General features: G+C 65.7%; 16 protein-coding genes and 1 tRNA gene. 15 read left to right on the forward strand and 2 right to left on the reverse strand.

All coding sequences use genetic code 11. From position 1 onward, the window contains the following. The first annotated feature begins 17 nt into the window (after positions 1 to 17). The 4 genes from ABWP09_RS03255 (at position 18) to folP (ending at position 4,354) form a co-directional block, all read left to right on the forward strand. Complete coding sequence (locus ABWP09_RS03255; RefSeq protein ID WP_502959749.1) at positions 18 to 1,211, forward strand: bifunctional hydroxymethylpyrimidine kinase/phosphomethylpyrimidine kinase; 1,194 nt, start codon at positions 18 to 20, stop codon at positions 1,209 to 1,211. Beyond that, entirely contained in the window at positions 1,204 to 1,839 is a 636-nt protein-coding gene (rnhB, locus tag ABWP09_RS03260; protein WP_353203732.1) for a ribonuclease HII, read from the forward strand. Before ABWP09_RS03255 ends, rnhB begins: the two co-directional genes overlap by 8 nt. A gap of 168 nt (positions 1,840 to 2,007) precedes the next feature. Then, positions 2,008 to 3,150 (forward strand): site-specific DNA-methyltransferase, encoded by a 1,143-nt coding sequence (locus ABWP09_RS03265; protein ID WP_353203733.1) that lies wholly within the window; start codon positions 2,008 to 2,010, stop codon positions 3,148 to 3,150. Between the two features lie 145 nt (positions 3,151 to 3,295). Continuing rightward, complete coding sequence (folP, locus tag ABWP09_RS03270) at positions 3,296 to 4,354, forward strand: dihydropteroate synthase (protein WP_353203734.1); 1,059 nt, start codon at positions 3,296 to 3,298, stop codon at positions 4,352 to 4,354. Between the two features lie 4 nt (positions 4,355 to 4,358). On the opposite strand, the gene ABWP09_RS03275 is transcribed toward folP, so the two are convergent. Then, positions 4,359 to 4,913 carry a hypothetical protein gene (locus ABWP09_RS03275; protein ID WP_353203735.1) on the reverse strand — a complete coding sequence of 185 codons (555 nt, stop codon included), beginning with the start codon at positions 4,911 to 4,913 and terminating at the stop codon, positions 4,359 to 4,361. A 59-nt stretch (positions 4,914 to 4,972) separates the two neighbouring features. Next, positions 4,973 to 6,397, reverse strand: coding sequence for a sigma-54-dependent transcriptional regulator (locus tag ABWP09_RS03280; RefSeq protein WP_353203736.1), 1,425 nt, complete (start codon positions 6,395 to 6,397; stop codon positions 4,973 to 4,975). A 200-nt stretch (positions 6,398 to 6,597) separates the two neighbouring features. On the opposite strand from ABWP09_RS03280, the gene ABWP09_RS03285 reads away from it, so the two are divergent. The 11 genes from ABWP09_RS03285 to ABWP09_RS03335 all read left to right on the forward strand — a co-directional run bounded on the left by ABWP09_RS03285 (position 6,598) and on the right by ABWP09_RS03335 (position 14,846). Beyond that, the gene (locus ABWP09_RS03285; protein ID WP_353203737.1) at positions 6,598 to 6,726 is read left to right on the forward strand and encodes an aa3-type cytochrome c oxidase subunit IV; all 129 of its coding nucleotides are present in this window, start codon (positions 6,598 to 6,600) and stop codon (positions 6,724 to 6,726) included. 1 nt (position 6,727) lies between these two features. Further along, positions 6,728 to 7,849, forward strand: a complete 1,122-nt coding sequence (locus ABWP09_RS03290) for an NAD(P) transhydrogenase subunit alpha (protein ID WP_353203738.1) — start codon at positions 6,728 to 6,730, stop codon at positions 7,847 to 7,849. Between the two features lie 3 nt (positions 7,850 to 7,852). Next, complete coding sequence (locus tag ABWP09_RS03295; protein WP_353203739.1) at positions 7,853 to 8,101, forward strand: type II toxin-antitoxin system HicA family toxin; 249 nt, start codon at positions 7,853 to 7,855, stop codon at positions 8,099 to 8,101. Continuing rightward, on the forward strand, positions 8,098 to 8,313 hold the full coding sequence (locus ABWP09_RS03300) for a type II toxin-antitoxin system HicB family antitoxin (protein WP_353203740.1): 216 nt from the start codon (positions 8,098 to 8,100) through the stop codon (positions 8,311 to 8,313). Before ABWP09_RS03295 ends, ABWP09_RS03300 begins: the two co-directional genes overlap by 4 nt. 11 nt (positions 8,314 to 8,324) lie before the next feature. After that, the gene (locus ABWP09_RS03305; RefSeq protein ID WP_188448678.1) at positions 8,325 to 8,633 is read left to right on the forward strand and encodes a proton-translocating transhydrogenase family protein; all 309 of its coding nucleotides are present in this window, start codon (positions 8,325 to 8,327) and stop codon (positions 8,631 to 8,633) included. Between the two features lie 102 nt (positions 8,634 to 8,735). Beyond that, the gene (locus ABWP09_RS03310; protein ID WP_353203741.1) at positions 8,736 to 10,196 is read left to right on the forward strand and encodes an NAD(P)(+) transhydrogenase (Re/Si-specific) subunit beta; all 1,461 of its coding nucleotides are present in this window, start codon (positions 8,736 to 8,738) and stop codon (positions 10,194 to 10,196) included. 190 nt (positions 10,197 to 10,386) lie between these two features. Then, complete coding sequence (locus ABWP09_RS03315) at positions 10,387 to 11,361, forward strand: hypothetical protein (RefSeq protein WP_353203742.1); 975 nt, start codon at positions 10,387 to 10,389, stop codon at positions 11,359 to 11,361. Between the two features lie 79 nt (positions 11,362 to 11,440). Further along, positions 11,441 to 11,516 (forward strand) — tRNA-Val (locus ABWP09_RS03320). Between the two features lie 311 nt (positions 11,517 to 11,827). Continuing rightward, entirely contained in the window at positions 11,828 to 12,949 is a 1,122-nt protein-coding gene (locus ABWP09_RS03325; protein WP_353203743.1) for an 8-amino-7-oxononanoate synthase, read from the forward strand. After that, positions 12,949 to 13,575, forward strand: a complete 627-nt coding sequence (bioD, locus tag ABWP09_RS03330) for a dethiobiotin synthase (protein ID WP_353203744.1) — start codon at positions 12,949 to 12,951, stop codon at positions 13,573 to 13,575. The genes ABWP09_RS03325 and bioD overlap by 1 nt, the downstream gene beginning before the upstream one ends. Then, the gene (locus tag ABWP09_RS03335) at positions 13,575 to 14,846 is read left to right on the forward strand and encodes an adenosylmethionine--8-amino-7-oxononanoate transaminase (protein WP_353203745.1); all 1,272 of its coding nucleotides are present in this window, start codon (positions 13,575 to 13,577) and stop codon (positions 14,844 to 14,846) included. The genes bioD and ABWP09_RS03335 overlap by 1 nt, the downstream gene beginning before the upstream one ends. Positions 14,847 to 14,927 lie beyond the last annotated feature (81 nt).

Genomic DNA, 14,927 nt, shown 5'->3' on the forward strand with positions numbered 1-14,927 from the left:
TCGGCGTGCAAGCGGTGATGCCCGTGCCGACCGAGATGGTGATCGCGCAGATCGAATCGTGCGTGTCCGATATCGGCGTCGATGCGGTGAAGATCGGGATGCTTGGGTCGGCCGCGACAGCCCATGCGGTGGCAGATTGGCTGGAGGCTCGTCTCTCCACCGCGACCTTCCCCGGCGAAGGCCGGGGCCCAGTCGCGCCGGGCGAGGTAACGAAGCGCAGCGATCAACTTGCCACTGGCTTGCCACACGGCGCCGGCCTTCGCCGGGGAAGCGAAGCGGGGAAGGTCCCGATCGTCTTCGATCCGGTCATGGTTGCGACCAGCGGTGACGTGCTCGCGGACGCCGACACGATCGCGGCATTCGGACGTTTGATGCGGATCGCGACCGTCGTGACGCCGAATCTGCCGGAACTGGCCGCGCTCCTCTCCCCCGTTCGCCCTGAGCCTGTCGAAGGGCAGGATGCCACGAGCGTGGCGTTTGCGGGCGGTGCTTCGACCGGCTCAGCACGAGCGGGGGAGGGGACAGCGCATCTCGCCCAAGCCCTCGGCACGACCGTTCTGGTGAAGGGCGGCCATGGCGACGGCGACACCCTCACCGATCGACTGATCGGCCCCGATGGCGAAATCGCGCACTGGTCGTCGGCGCGGATCGCCACGACCTCTACCCACGGCACCGGCTGTACGCTCGCCTCCGCCATCGCGACCTTCCTCGCCGAGGGCCGATCGCTACAGGAATCTGTCACCCGCGCGCGGCAATTCGTCCGCCTCGCGCTCCATGGTGCCCCCGGCTTCGGCGGCGGGCATGGCCCGATGGGGCATCAATCGGTGCGGCTCGATCTCGGGCCGGGAGTGCGGCTCAATCAGGTGACGGTGGGGTGCGCGGACTATGCGGCATCGCGCGATTTCTACCGCATGCTCGGGCTGAAACAGATCGTCGACAGCCCCGATCATTATGCGCGCTTCGAGGCTCCGGGCGGGGCGACGCTGTCGATCGAGCACGGCGCGGCGGCGACGGTGTTCTTCGAATGTGCTGACCTCGACGCCGAAGTCGCACGGTTGCAGGCGGCGGGGCTGGTGTTCGATCACTTGCCCGTCGCGCAAGAATGGCTGTGGCGCGAGGCGCGGCTTACCGATCCGGCGGGGAACACGATCTGCCTGTATCAGGCGGGCGAGAACCGCCGCTACCCGCCGTGGCGCATACCTGATGCCTAACCTCAAACACGAGAAACGCTGTCTCGCCCCTGTGGCCGGCGTCGATGAAGCCGGGCGCGGTCCGCTCGCCGGGCCGGTGGTGGCGGCCGCCGTGATCCTCCCGCCCAAAGGGATCCCGCGCGGCCTCAACGATTCGAAGAAACTGCCCGCCGCCGAACGCGCGCGGCTGTGCGGCCTGCTCCACCAACGCGCCTGCCTCGGGATCGGCGTGGTCGAGGCCGACGAGATCGATACGCTCAACATTTATTGGGCGACGATGAAGGCGATGACGCTGGCGGTCGAGGCGCTCGAACGCTGCCTCGGTGGGCGCGTCGGGCATGTGCTGGTCGACGGTAACCGCTTGCCCAAATGGAGTTTTGCGGCGACGGCGATCATCGGTGGCGACGCAATCAGCCTGTCGATCGCCGCCGCCTCGATCGTCGCCAAACACACGCGTGACACGATCATGGCCGCGCATGCCGAGGCACATCCGCAGTATGGGTGGCACAGCAATAAGGGGTATGGCTCGCCCGATCATCTTCGTGCGTTGCGGGAACATGGGCCGACCCCGCTCCACCGGCGCAGTTTCCGGCCCGTTGCCGAAGCTTTCGCAGCAACCGAGTCTTTTGCGCCACACACCATCGGTTGAGCCTGTGGATAAGTCCCGACTCAACATCTGGTTTACTTCCCGAAATGTTCCGCTTGGTTAACCACTTGGCAGGGTTTTTCGTTAACCAATGTTTGCTTGACGTAGAGTCCGACATTCGCAGGGATGCGCGCCACGAAGAGATAGCTGACAGGTTTGGGGACGGTGACGATGGGCGTTTTGGAAAAGATCAGGCCGGCGAGGGCCGAAACGGTCGCCCCATCGGTCGTGGTGCCGGTCGTCTTGCCGCTCGATCAGATCCTGCGCGGCGACTGCATCGCGACGATGCGCGCGCTTCCCGCCAAATCGGTCGATCTGATCTTCGCCGATCCGCCCTATAACCTCCAGCTCGGCGGCGATCTCGCGCGCCCCGATGGCAGCCATGTCGATGCCGTCACCGATGAATGGGACAAGTTCGCCAGCCTCGAAATCTATGATCGCTTCACCCGCGAATGGCTGTTCGAGGCCAAGCGCATCTTGAAGGACAATGGCGCGATCTGGGTGATCGGCAGCTATCACAACATCTTCAAGGTCGGCTCGGCGATCCAGGATCTCGGCTATTGGATCCTCAACGACATTGTCTGGCGCAAATCGAACCCTATGCCCAATTTCAAGGGCACGCGCTTCACCAATGCGCATGAAACGCTGATCTGGGCATCGATGGGCGAGAAGGCGAAATACACTTTCAACTATCGCAGCATGAAGACGCTGAACGACGAATTGCAGATGCGCAGCGACTGGGAATTCCCGGTCTGCGGCGGACCCGAGCGGTTGAAGAAGGACGGGGTCAAGGTCCACCCGACGCAAAAGCCCGAAGCGTTGATCTATCGCATCCTGCTCGCCTGCACCAAGCCCGGCGACGTGGTGCTCGATCCGTTCTTCGGCACCGGAACGACCGGCGCGGTGGCCAAGCGGCTCGGGCGGCGCTGGATCGGGATCGAGCGCGAGGCGGATTATATCGCAGCCGCCAAAGAGCGAATCGCCGCCGCCCTGCCGCTCGACGAATCGGCGCTGAAGACGATGCAAAGCCCCAAGGCCGCACCGAAAGTCGCGTTCGGAGTGCTGGTCGAGAACGGCTATCTGACCGCAGGCCGCGTGCTGTGCGATGCCAAGCGCAAGCATCGTGCGCTGGTCCGCGCCGATGGCAGTCTGGAGAGTGTCTGCGGGCAAATAGGGTCGATCCACAAGCTCGGATCGGTCCTCCAGAATGCCCCTGCCTGCAACGGCTGGACCTTTTGGCATCATGAGACCGCCGATGGGCTGAAGCCGATCGATACACTGCGCCAGACCTATTTGCTGGCGACGCAAATCTGAGGCAAATCTCCTCTCCCGACGGGAGAGGAAGGGGCCCGCTCGGCGCAGCCGAGTGGGAAGGTGAGGGCAGCATGCGAAACAAAGACCGCCCTCACCCTTCCGCCGCCCCCGGCGGCTCCCTCCCTCTCCCTCCGGGAGAGGGAAGGTGACCCTCCACCTCCGCCCGATCCAGTTCGTCGATACCCCCGTCGAGCGCGATGGCGCGGTCGCGCGGTTGGCCGGCGGGATGCTGTGGTTTTCGGCCTATGAGGTGATCGAAGACGATCGCCGGCGGACCGTCGCCATCGCCGATCTCGACACACTGCTGACCGACAAACGCGCGGCCAAGCTCCACGCCGCGATCACCGCGCCGCGCGCGCCGCTGGTGCTGGGCGAGCGCACGCTGCGCTTCGATCAGCCGAGCGTCGCGGGGATTTTAAACGTAACGCCCGACAGCTTCTCCGACGGTGGCACGCTGCACGAGGATCCGGCGGCAGCGGCGAGTGCCGGGGTCGCGCTCGCGGCGGCCGGGGCTGCGCTGATCGATGTCGGCGGCGAATCGACCAGGCCGGGTGCCGCGACGGTGTGGGAAGGCGATGAGATCGCCCGCGTCGTGCCGGTGATCGAACGGCTCGCGCGCAGCGGAACGCTCGTCTCGATCGACACGCGCAAGGCGAGCGTGATGGAAGCGGCGCTGGGCGCGGGCGCGGCGATCGTCAACGATGTTTCGGCCTTGCTGTGGGATGATCGCGCGCTCGATGTCGTCGCAAAGGCGGGTTGCCCGGTGGTGCTGATGCACTCGCCCGAACCGAGCAAGGGGCCGCATGGCGGGGCGGGTTATCAGGATGTCGTGGTCGAGGTGTTCGACTGGCTCGCGGACCGGATCGCGGCGGTGGTCGCGGGCGGGGTCGATCGTGCGCGGATCATCGTCGATCCCGGCATCGGCTTTGGCAAATCGCTGTCGGATAATCTCGCGCTCATCAACGGCCTGGCGCTGTTCCACGGGCTCGGCTGCCCGATCCTGCTTGGCGCGAGCCGCAAGCGGATGATCGGCGCGCTGTCGAACGAAGCTCCGGTCGGCGAACGCCTCGGCGGCTCGCTCGCGCTGGCAATGGCGGGCCTTGCAGCGGGGGCGCAACTGCTCCGCGTGCACGATGTCGCGGAAACGGTGCAGGCAGTACGCGTGTGGCGGGGCTTGCGTGACCGCGCGTTGGTCGGGCGCTGACGGCTCAGCCGGGCAGGCGATAATCCTGCGGCACGACATAGCCGAACGACAGCATCACGCGCGCACGCTCGCCCGCGCACGGCTCCGACCAATGCTTGCGCTCGCTCGGGTAGAAAGCGAGCAGCATCCGCTCGCGCACGTCGATCGGCACGCCGTCGATGACCGGGCGCCCGCCCGCTTCGGGCAGTTGCAGGAACAGGTTGCAGCGCAGATGACGCATTCCCGCCGGTGCCGAATCGATGTGCGGATGGACCATGCCGCCCGCCTTGATAATGCTCACCAGCCAGCCATGGTCGGGTTCTGTTGTGCTCTCGTCAGCCAAGCCCATGTGCCGCTGAATCGCCAGACGAACGGCGTGGTAGCGCGCATCGACAGTGGGGATGAACTCGGTCTTCTTGCATAGCCGCGCCGGACCGTTCTGACGCAGATACGGCTCGGTCGATATGGCCCAGTCGAGCAAATGCGATCGGTCGGCTTCGGAAATGAAATCGGGCAGCAGGATACGCTCGTCCGGGCAAACCAGGCGCTGCGCTGCCTTCAACAAAACCGCGCGGTCCATACCGCCTCCTTGCCGACGAACCTTTCCGTCGGCGGCGCGCGCGTGTCAATCAGCCGCGCTCACGCCGCCGCGTTGTCGATCCCCAGCTCGCCGAGCTTGCGATACAGCGTCGAGCGCCCGATCCCGAGCCGCCGCGCGACCTCGGTCATGCGGCCGCGATAATGGCCGATCGCGAGGCGAATGACATCGGCCTCGATTTCCTCCAGCGCGCGCAAATTGCCGTCGGCGTGGAACAGCGTCACCCCGCCGCTGGTCGCCATCGGCATGGGCGTCGGCGTGGTATGGCGCTGCCCGCCAAGCGCTGCGATCTGCGGGAAATCGGCGCGGGTCAGCGCTGCACCATCGCACAGCACGGCGGCGCGGAAGAGCGCGTTCTGCAACTGGCGGACGTTACCTGGCCAATCGTAACGGCCGAGCAAAGCGAGCGCATCGTCGGTAATGCCGAGCGGCCTCAGCCCTGGCTGCTGCGCGATCCGCGCCAGCAGATGCCGCGCAAGCGCGGGGATATCGCCGGTGCGTTCGCGCAAAGGGGGGATCGTCACCTGAACGACGTTGAGCCGGTAATAGAGATCCTCGCGGAAGCGCCCGGCATCGACCTCTTCGATCAGCCGTTTGTTGGTCGCGGCGATCACGCGGACATCGACTTCGCGCGTGTGGCGTGCGCCGATCGGCTGGATTTCGCCCGATTGCAGCACGCGCAGCAATTTGACTTGCGCGTCGAGCGGCATTTCACCGATTTCGTCGAGGAACAACGTCCCGCCATCGGCTTCCTGAAAGCGCCCGATCTTGCGTTCGAACGCGCCGGTGAACGCGCCTTTCTCATGCCCGAACAGTTCGGATTCGACGAGGTTGGGCGGCAGCGCGCCGCAATTGACCGCGACCATCGCCTTCTTGCCGCGCGGCGAGGCGGCGTGGATCGCCTCGGCGACGACTTCTTTGCCGACACCGCTTTCGCCTTCGAGCAGCACGGGTACGCGCGCGCGCGCCGCCTTGGCGGCGATCGCGAGCGCCGAGCGGAAATCGGGTGCCGAGCCGACGATCTCGTCAAACGCGAGCAAGGCCGGGATCTTTTCGGTCAGCGGACGCAATTCGCCCGCCGATTTGCCCGCGACTGCGGCATCGAGCGCGCTGAGCAGCCGCTCGGGCGCGAGCGGCTTGACCAGGAAATCGGTTGCCCCGCTGCGCATTGCGGAGACGGCCTGCGCAACCGAGCCGTTGGCGGTGAGCAGCAACAGCGGCAGCGCCGGGCGACGGCTGCGCAATTCGGCGATCAGCACGGTCGGATCGGCGTCGGGCGCCCATTGGTCGAGCAGGACGGCGTCGAGCTGCATCCCGTCCTGCGTACCGAGCATCGCAATCGCCATTTCGCCATCCGCGGCGAAGATCGCGCGCCAGCCGCGCCGCGCCGCGATCGCCGCGACAAGGCGGCGTTGCGCGGGTTCGTCGTCGATCAGCATCAACAGGCGCTGTCCGTTGCGCGTCATGCGTTACCCCATTTCGTCCCAGGTTCAGCCGCTAACCATAGGCATAAGGTATGAAAACGGCCTTAAACGCCCCGCAAAGAGACAGGTGGGACGTGACTCCGTGATGACTCCCCGATAATCGCTACGCGAACTACGGGGGTTGAGGGGTGCGCGCGTCGCCGCTAAGCAAGCCTCGCGAAACGGATTCGAAGGACGAAACGATGGCTGCCGAAAACGACATGCAGGTCCACCAGGCAACCTATCACAAGGTGATCGGCTGGATGAAATACGGCGCGGTTATCGTGGCGGTTATCGCCGCAGCGGTGATCTTCGTGATCACGCGGAAGTAGGATGAAGATCGCCGTCCTGCGCGAAACCGCCGAGGGCGAGCGCCGCGTCGCCGCTACACCCGAAACGGCAAAGAAGTTCATTACGCTGGGCGCGAGCGTTGCGGTCGAGGCAGGCGCGGGCAACACCGCATCGATCGCCGATGCCGATTATGCCGCTGCTGGCGCGAGCGTGGCGGATCGCGCGGCGACGCTGGCGGGCGCGGACATCGTGCTGGGCGTGCAGGGGCCGGATGCGGCGGCGTTGGCCGGTGTCGCGCCGGGTGCGTGGCTGGTGGCGTCGCTCAATCCGTTTGCCGATCGTGCGCGGATCGACGGCTATGCCGCCGCAGGTCTTGAGGCGCTGGCGATGGAATTCATGCCGCGCATCACGCGCGCGCAGTCGATGGATATCCTGTCGTCGCAGTCGAATTTGTCGGGCTACAAGGCCGTGCTCGATGCCGCGGCGACCTATGGCCGCGCCTTTCCGATGATGATGACGGCGGCGGGCACGGTTTCGGCCGCGCGCGTGTTCGTGATGGGCGTGGGCGTTGCCGGGCTGCAGGCGATCGCCACCGCACGGCGGCTGGGCGCGCAGGTCTCGGCGACCGATGTGCGGAGCGCGACCAAGGAACAGATTCAGTCGCTCGGCGCGAAGCCGATCTTCGTCGAGAACGTGGCTGGCATCGAAGGCGAAGGCTCGGGCGGCTATGCCGGCGAGATGAGCCCCGAATATCAGGCGGCGCAGGCCGAATTGGTCTCGGGCCATATCGCCAAGCAGGACATCGTGATCACGACCGCGCTGATCCCCGGCCGCCCCGCCCCGCGCCTCATTTCGGCGGCGCAAGTCGCCAGTATGCGCCCCGGTTCGGTGATCGTCGATCTCGCGGTCGAGGCGGGCGGCAATGTCGAAGGCGCGGTTGCGGGCGAAATCGTCGTGGTGAATGGCGTGTCGATCGTGGGGCACCGCAACGTGCCGTCGCGGCTCGCGGCGGATGCCTCGGCATTGTTCTCGCGGAACTTGTTCAATTTTCTCAGCGCCTTCTGGGACAAGGAAGCAGGCAAACCGGTGCTCGACGCCGAAATCGGCGATGCGATCCGGCTGACACAGGGTGGCAAGGTCGTGAACGCGCGGTTGCTGGGTTGACGCTTGGCCGCAGCCGACAAGCTGCTCGATCGCATGCGATCGAGCCCGCACGATTGGCGGATCGAGGACGTGATCGCCGTTTGTGCTGGCTGCGGGATCGCTTGCACGCCGCCGCGCAAGGGGTCACATTACAAGGTAAAGCATGTCGATATGGCCGAAATCCTGACCATCCCTGCGCACCGATCGATCAAGCCGGTCTATATTCGCGCGTTGGTCACGTTTATCGATGCCGTCCGAGGGGTGAAGCGATGAGTCCGTTCGATTACGAGGTCGATATTCTCCCGCTCTCGGCTGCCGACGGTGGCGGGTTCACCGCAATTGCACCGGAACTGCCCGGTTGCCGCTCCGATGGCGATACGCCGCAAGAGGCACTCGACAATATCTATGACGCGATCGGTTGCTGGATCGAGGCGGCGCAGGAAATGGGCCGCGCCGTCCCGCAACCGCGCCGCGCCGCGGCGTAAAGGGGAAGACCATGGACTTCATCTCGATCCTTTCCATCTTCGTGATGGCCTGCTTCGTCGGCTACTACGTCGTCTGGTCGGTCACGCCCGCGCTGCACACGCCGTTGATGGCGGTGACCAATGCGATTTCGAGCGTGATCATCGTCGGCGCGCTGATTGCCAGCGCTGCGGTCGCGCTCGGCAGCGGGGGTGCCGTGTCGAAATGGCTCGGGCTGCTCGCGGTGGTGCTGGCGAGTATCAATATCTTCGGCGGCTTTGCGGTGACGGCGCGGATGCTGGCGATGTATAAGAAGAAGGAAAAGCCCGCAGCGGCGAAGTAGCGAGCGTCACCCCGGCCTTGAGCCGGGGTCTCGCTTTTTCGAGCGTGGGCGACAGCGGGACCCCGGATCAAGTCCGGGGTGACGACGATTAGGGGAAGACAAGTGGAACATTTAACGGTCAATCCCTGGGCATCGCTCGCCTATCTCGTTGCGGGGGTGTGTTTCATCCTCGCGTTGCGCGGCCTCTCCAGCCCGGCGACGAGCCAGCGGGGCAACCGCATGGGCATCATCGGCATGACCATCGCGGTGGTGACGACGCTGGTGACGCATGTGCCGACGCTCGATGCGGGCGCGCTCGATACCGTCACGGTCGTCGAAATCCTCGCCGCGATCGGCATCGGTGCGGCGATCGGTATCGTTACCGCGCGGCGTATCGCGATGACCGACATGCCGCAGCTGGTCGCGGCGTTCCACTCGCTCGTCGGCATGGCCGCGGTCCTCGTCGCGGCGGCAGCGTTTCTCAACCCGGAGGCGTTCGGCATTGCGCAGATACTAACGTCCGATACTGGGGCTCCCGTCGCATTGATCTACACCCAGTCCCGCATCGAAATGGGCCTCGGCATCGCGATCGGCGCGATCACCTTCAGCGGATCGGTCATCGCCTTCCTGAAACTCAACGGCAATATGGGCGGCAAGCCGATCATGCTGCCGGGGCGCCACGTCATCAACCTTGGCGTGCTGGCGGGTATCCTCGGGCTGATCGCGTATTTCACGCAGGACCAGAGCCCGTGGATTTTCTGGACGATCACCGTGCTCAGCTTCGCGATCGGCTTCCTGCTGATCATCCCGATCGGCGGAGCCGACATGCCGGTCGTGGTGTCGATGCTCAATTCTTATTCGGGCTGGGCGGCGGCGGCGATGGGCTTCACGCTGCACAACACTGCGATGATCATCACCGGCGCATTGGTAGGGTCGTCGGGCGCGATCCTCAGCTACATCATGTGCAAGGCGATGAACCGCAGCTTCATCTCGGTCATCGCCGGCGGCTTCGGCGGCGACAGCGCAGCGGCGAGCGGCGAGGCCAAGGAACAGCGCCCGTGGAAGCGCGGCAGCGCCGAGGACGCCGCGTTCCTGCTGGGGCAAGCCGAGCAAGTCATCATCGTCCCCGGCTACGGCATGGCGGTTTCGCAAGCCCAACACACGCTGCGCGAAATGGGCGACAAGCTGAAGGAACATGGCGTCCGCGTGAAATACGCGATCCACCCGGTCGCCGGGCGCATGCCGGGGCATATGAACGTGCTGCTCGCCGAAGCGAACGTGCCGTATGACGACGTGTTCGAGCTCGAGGACATTAACAGCGAATTCGCCCAGACCGATATCGCCTTTGTGATCGGCGCGAACGACGTGACCAACCCCGCGGCCAAGACCGACAAGACTTCGCCGATCTACGGCATGCCCGTGCTCGACGTCGAAAAGGCCAAGACCGTGCTGTTCATCAAGCGCTCGATGGGCGGCGTCGGTTATGCCGGCGTCGACAATGACGTGTTCTACATGGACAACACGATGATGCTGCTGGGGGACGCCAAAAAGATGGTCGAGGAGATCGTGAAGTCGCTCGACTGACGCGCCGCGCGCGCATGGTACGAATGATACGCACGGCAATTATCTCCGTTTCGGACGACACTACGAAAAAGTCCGGAACGGGGCGGCAGATTGCCACCGAAGCGGCGGCAGTTTGACTACCCCGATTTGGTGCAATGCGTAATTTCCATGTTCGCGCCGGGCCATTGGCGGGCCGGCCGGAGGGGATGCCATGATGGACAGCGGTATCGGCGAGGCAATGCAAGGCTGGGAAAGCGCACCATCGGACCCGACGCCAGCAACGCTCGTCATCGCCGAAGCCGAAGCGGGGCGTTCCCCGGAGCACGCCGTGACGGCAGCGGGCGGTCATGTACAGGGTCGGGTAAGCTGGCACGAAGCGAGGGAACGCTTGGAACGGCAAGGCCCGGTGGCAGTGGTGCTCGCTGAAGCGCGCGGGGCCAGCGACGCCGCGCTCACGCCAGTGCTGCCGCTGCTCGATGCGATCGGGCGGCGCGGCGGCGCACGGATCGTCGTCACGCTTGATGTCGAACAGATCGATGTGCTTGCTGCGAGCTTGTGCGGGCCTGGAATCGAATTGCTGTGCGCACCGAGCGAGGTCGAACGCGTCGCGGCTTTGTGCATTGCCGGGATGCGCAGCGGCGACCGCGTGCACGATGTCAGCCGCAATGCCGAGGCGGTGCGCTTGCAGCGGCTCAACCAGGAGGTCGCGCGGATCGCCGAGACATTGGCGCGGCTCACGCGCGGCGAGGGCGATGCGCGCCACACCGACCGCCGCAGCGGCGGGGTCGGCGAGCCGACCCCGGGCTATCGCGCGCCGCCGCCCGTCTCGGAGATGCCGGAGGTGACCGCGCGCGACATTCGCGAGACGATCCGCGCGCGGCGGTTGCGCGACCAATATTTCGGGAGCGGCCTGTTCGAGGATCCTGCCTGGGATATGATGCTTGATCTGTTCGCGGCCGAGCTGGAGCGCGCGCAAGTCTCGGTTTCGAGCCTGTGCATCGCCGCTGCGGTCGCGCCGACCACGGCGCTGCGCTGGATCGCACGGATGACCGAGGCCGGGCTGTTCGAACGTCAGCCCGACCCGTTCGATCGCCGCCGCGCGTTCCTCGGCCTGTCCGACCGGGCGAGTCTCGGCATGCGCAATTACGTCGCCGCCGTGGGGCGAAGCGGGCTGGCGATAGCGTAGCCAAAGGGCGGTCGCCGCGGGGTGATGCGCAGGGTTGCCCGATTTGAAAAGCACGCTAAGACGCGGTTTCCCGAAAGTGGGGCGATTAGCTCAGTTGGTAGAGCGTCTCGTTTACACCGAGAATGTCGGCGGTTCGAGCCCGTCATCGCCCACCATTTCCGCTTTCAGGCGGGGCCAACGGGTTTTGCATCCTCGCAAAGTAATGTGTCGCTAACCAGCAATCGCATGCGCGATCACCTGCCGGCTGGTGCCATGGACGTAGCCGGGGTCATCCGCCAAAAGGGTTTGGCGAATGCGCCGACCAGCGAATTTTGCAGCCCATTGTTGCGGAAAACTACCCGCCCGCTGACTGCGCCAACGCATCACTCCACATCGAGCTTCCTCCCTTTCGCGTGGATCAAGCGCCTGCAAAGTGACGACGACATCGCTGGTGTCATTGCCGCCCGGCGTGGTTATACCGCGCCGCATGATGACATTGCGCGCCCAAAGCGAAGATTTGACGGACTTGCGCGCACGTGGGCGATTGCGTGCTCTGCAGCCCCGCATTGGGCGCGATTTCGCTTCCAATGATTATCTCGGTCTCGCCAAGTCGGCGCGACTGCGCACCGCGGTTCAGGAAGCGCTGTCGCGCGGTGTGGCGCTCGGCTCCGGCGGGTCGCGGCTGTTGCGCGGCAACGATCCCGAGCATGACGCGCTGGAAGCCGAGGCGGCGGCGTTTTTCGGTAGCGAGGCGGCGCTGTTTTTCTCGAGCGGATATGCTGCCAATAGCGCGCTGTTTTCGACGCTGCCGCAGCGCGGCGACCTCGTGGTCTACGACGCGTTGATCCATGCCAGCGCGCATGAGGGCATGCGGCTTGGTCGCGCGAGGTGCACCGCCGCCGCCCATAACGACGTTGGCGCCATCGACGCGACGATCGCAGCGTGGCGATCGGGCGGGGCAACGGGTCGCGCATGGATCGCGGTCGAAAGCCTCTATAGCATGGACGGCGATCGCGCGCCGCTCGCCGCTGTGATGGCGGTGGCGCGCCGTCATGACGCGATCGTGCTGGTCGATGAGGCCCATGCGACGGGCGTGTTCGGGGAGCAGGGACGCGGGCTGGCGGCCGACCTTGAAGATCGTGAGAATGTCATCACGCTGCACACATGCGGCAAGGCCCTGGGCTGCGAAGGCGCGTTGCTGTGCGGCCCGCGCGTCGTGCGCGATGTCCTCGTGAACCGGGCGCGCGGTTTCATCTTTTCGACAGCACCCTCGCCGCTGATCGCGAGCGCGGTCCGCGAGAGCCTGCGCATGCTTGCCGACGAACCCGCGCGGCGTTTGCGACTGATGGCGTTGATCGCCTTTGCCGAACAGTCGCTCGCGCCGTGCGGGGTCGTTCCGACCGGGTCGCAGATCCTGCCGCTGCTGATCGGCGACGATGTCGCGACGATGCGGCTGGCCAAAGCGTTGCAGGAGGCCAGTTTCGACGTACGCGGCATCCGTCCGCCCACCGTTCCGGTGGGGACGGCGCGGTTGCGCATCTCGCTCACGCTGAACGTCACCGAGGCGGACATCGCGGCCCTCGCCACGACGATGAGGGCCTTGGTCTGATGCGCGGGCCAACGTTCGTCGTCACCGGGACCGACACCGATGTCGGGAAAACCGTCTTCGCCGCCGCCCTCGCCGGGGCGCTCGGTGCGCAATATTGGAAGCCGGTGCAGGCCGGGCTGGATCCACGCAGCGACGCACAAACCGTGGCGACGCTCTCCGGCCTTTCGCCCGAGAAGATCGTGCCCGAAGCGTATCGCCTGACCACGCCGTGCTCCCCGCACCGTGCCGCCGCAATCGACGGGGTGACGATCGAGCTCGATCGTCTGCTGCTGCCGCACCATGATGGGCCGCTGGTGGTCGAAGGTGCCGGCGGCGTGCTGGTGCCGATAACGCATAATCTGCTGTTCGCCGATCTGTTCGCGCGGTGGGCCGTTCCTGTGGTGCTGGTCGCGCGCACGACGCTGGGCACGATCAACCACAGCCTTTTGTCGATCGAGGCGCTGCGACAGCGCGCGGTGCCCATTCTCGGCGTCGCGTTCGTCGGGGAAGCGCAGGCTGACAGCGAAGCGACGATCGCCCGGATCGGCGGGGTCAGACGCCTCGGTCGGCTGCCGCTGGTCGATCCGCTCGATGCGCCCACGCTTGCTGCGATGTTCGCAGCGCAGTTCGATCTGGACGATTTCTGATGACGCAATCGCCCATCTGGCATCCCTTCACCCAGCACGGCCTCGGCGAACCGATTCCGCTCGTTACCCATGCCGAAGGCGCGGCGCTCTTCACGGGTGACGGCAGGCGCATCGTTGACGGGATCTCGTCCTGGTGGGTCACGACGCATGGCCATTGTCACCCGCGGATTATGGCCGCGATTGCCGCGCAGACCGCCAAGCTCGACCAGATCATCTTCGCAGGATGGACGCACGAGCCGGCCGAAACACTGGCGCGCGGCCTCGTCGCGATCATGCCGTCGGCGCTTTCCCGCGTGTTCTTTTCCGATTCGGGTTCGACCAGCGTCGAGGTCGCGCTCAAGATGGCGCTCGGTTATTGGAGCAATCGCGGGACGCCCCGCCATCGCATCCTGGTGCTGCAGCACAGCTATCATGGCGATACTATCGGCGCGATGTCGGTGGGCGCGCGCGGCGTGTTCAATCAGGCCTATGCGCCGTTGCTGTTCGATGTCGGCACCGTGCCGTTCCCGTCAGCGGGTGACGAACAGCGGACGCTCGATGCCCTGGAGATTGCCTGCCGCGACGCGCCCGCCGCGTTGATCGTCGAGCCCTTGATCCTGGGGGCCGGCGGCATGTTGATCTACCCGCCATGGGTCCTCGCCGAAATGCGCGCGATTTGTGCGCGTCACGGCGTGCTGTTCATTGCGGACGAAGTGATGACCGGCTGGGGCCGCACCGGTACGTTGCTGGCCTGCGCGCAAGCCGGCGTGGTGCCGGACATCCTCTGCCTGTCAAAGGGCCTGACGGGCGGTGCCGTGCCGCTCGCCGTGACGATGGCGACGGAGGAAATTTATGCAGCGCATCTGTCAGATGACCGCGCGCGCATGTTTTATCATTCGTCGAGCTACACCGCTAACCCGATCGCGTGCGCCGCTGCCAACGCCAATCTCGCCATCTGGCGCGAAGAACCCGTGCTCGAGCGGATCGCCGATCTTGCGGCGCGTCAGCGGCAAAAACTGGCCTCGCTCGCCGAACTGCCCTGCATCACGAACGCGCGACAGCTTGGCACGATCGCGGCGGTCGACCTGCCGGATCCATCGCGCAGCGGCTACCTCTCGCAGCTCGCGCCCCGGCTGCTTGCCCACTTTTGCGACCGCGATCTGTTGCTTCGGCCGCTCGGCACGACGATCTACGTCATGCCACCCTATTGCATTCAGGACGCCGACCTCGACCGTTTGTACGACGGCATCGCCGAATGCGGTGCCGTGCTCGGTCGCGACCACCGGCCATAGGCGCAGCGCGCCATCGCGCGGAGGGTCTCTGGTTTGCGCCGGCTTCCGCCGAAAGCGAGCGGTGTCGCCCACGGCGTTGCA

The sequence above is a fragment of the Sphingomonas sp. genome, assembly GCF_040398505.1.
Lineage (GTDB): Bacteria > Pseudomonadota > Alphaproteobacteria > Sphingomonadales > Sphingomonadaceae > Sphingomonas.

Bases quoted from the DNA above. Each gene is read 5' to 3' on its own strand.
- ABWP09_RS03255 (WP_502959749.1), top strand. From the start codon at position 18: ATGCCCGTGCCGACCGAGATGGTGATCGCGCAGATCGAATCGTGCGTG.
- rnhB (WP_353203732.1), top strand. From the start codon at position 1,204: ATGCCTAACCTCAAACACGAGAAACGCTGTCTCGCCCCTGTGGCCGGC.
- ABWP09_RS03265 (WP_353203733.1), top strand. From the start codon at position 2,008: ATGGGCGTTTTGGAAAAGATCAGGCCGGCGAGGGCCGAAACGGTCGCC.
- ABWP09_RS03275 (WP_353203735.1), bottom strand. From the start codon at position 4,913: ATGGACCGCGCGGTTTTGTTGAAGGCAGCGCAGCGCCTGGTTTGCCCG.
- ABWP09_RS03280 (WP_353203736.1), bottom strand. From the start codon at position 6,397: ATGACGCGCAACGGACAGCGCCTGTTGATGCTGATCGACGACGAACCC.
- ABWP09_RS03285 (WP_353203737.1), top strand. From the start codon at position 6,598: ATGGCTGCCGAAAACGACATGCAGGTCCACCAGGCAACCTATCACAAG.
- ABWP09_RS03290 (WP_353203738.1), top strand. From the start codon at position 6,728: ATGAAGATCGCCGTCCTGCGCGAAACCGCCGAGGGCGAGCGCCGCGTC.
- ABWP09_RS03300 (WP_353203740.1), top strand. From the start codon at position 8,098: ATGAGTCCGTTCGATTACGAGGTCGATATTCTCCCGCTCTCGGCTGCC.
- ABWP09_RS03305 (WP_188448678.1), top strand. From the start codon at position 8,325: ATGGACTTCATCTCGATCCTTTCCATCTTCGTGATGGCCTGCTTCGTC.
- ABWP09_RS03315 (WP_353203742.1), top strand. From the start codon at position 10,387: ATGATGGACAGCGGTATCGGCGAGGCAATGCAAGGCTGGGAAAGCGCA.
- ABWP09_RS03325 (WP_353203743.1), top strand. From the start codon at position 11,828: ATGATGACATTGCGCGCCCAAAGCGAAGATTTGACGGACTTGCGCGCA.
- bioD (WP_353203744.1), top strand. From the start codon at position 12,949: ATGCGCGGGCCAACGTTCGTCGTCACCGGGACCGACACCGATGTCGGG.
- ABWP09_RS03335 (WP_353203745.1), top strand. From the start codon at position 13,575: ATGACGCAATCGCCCATCTGGCATCCCTTCACCCAGCACGGCCTCGGC.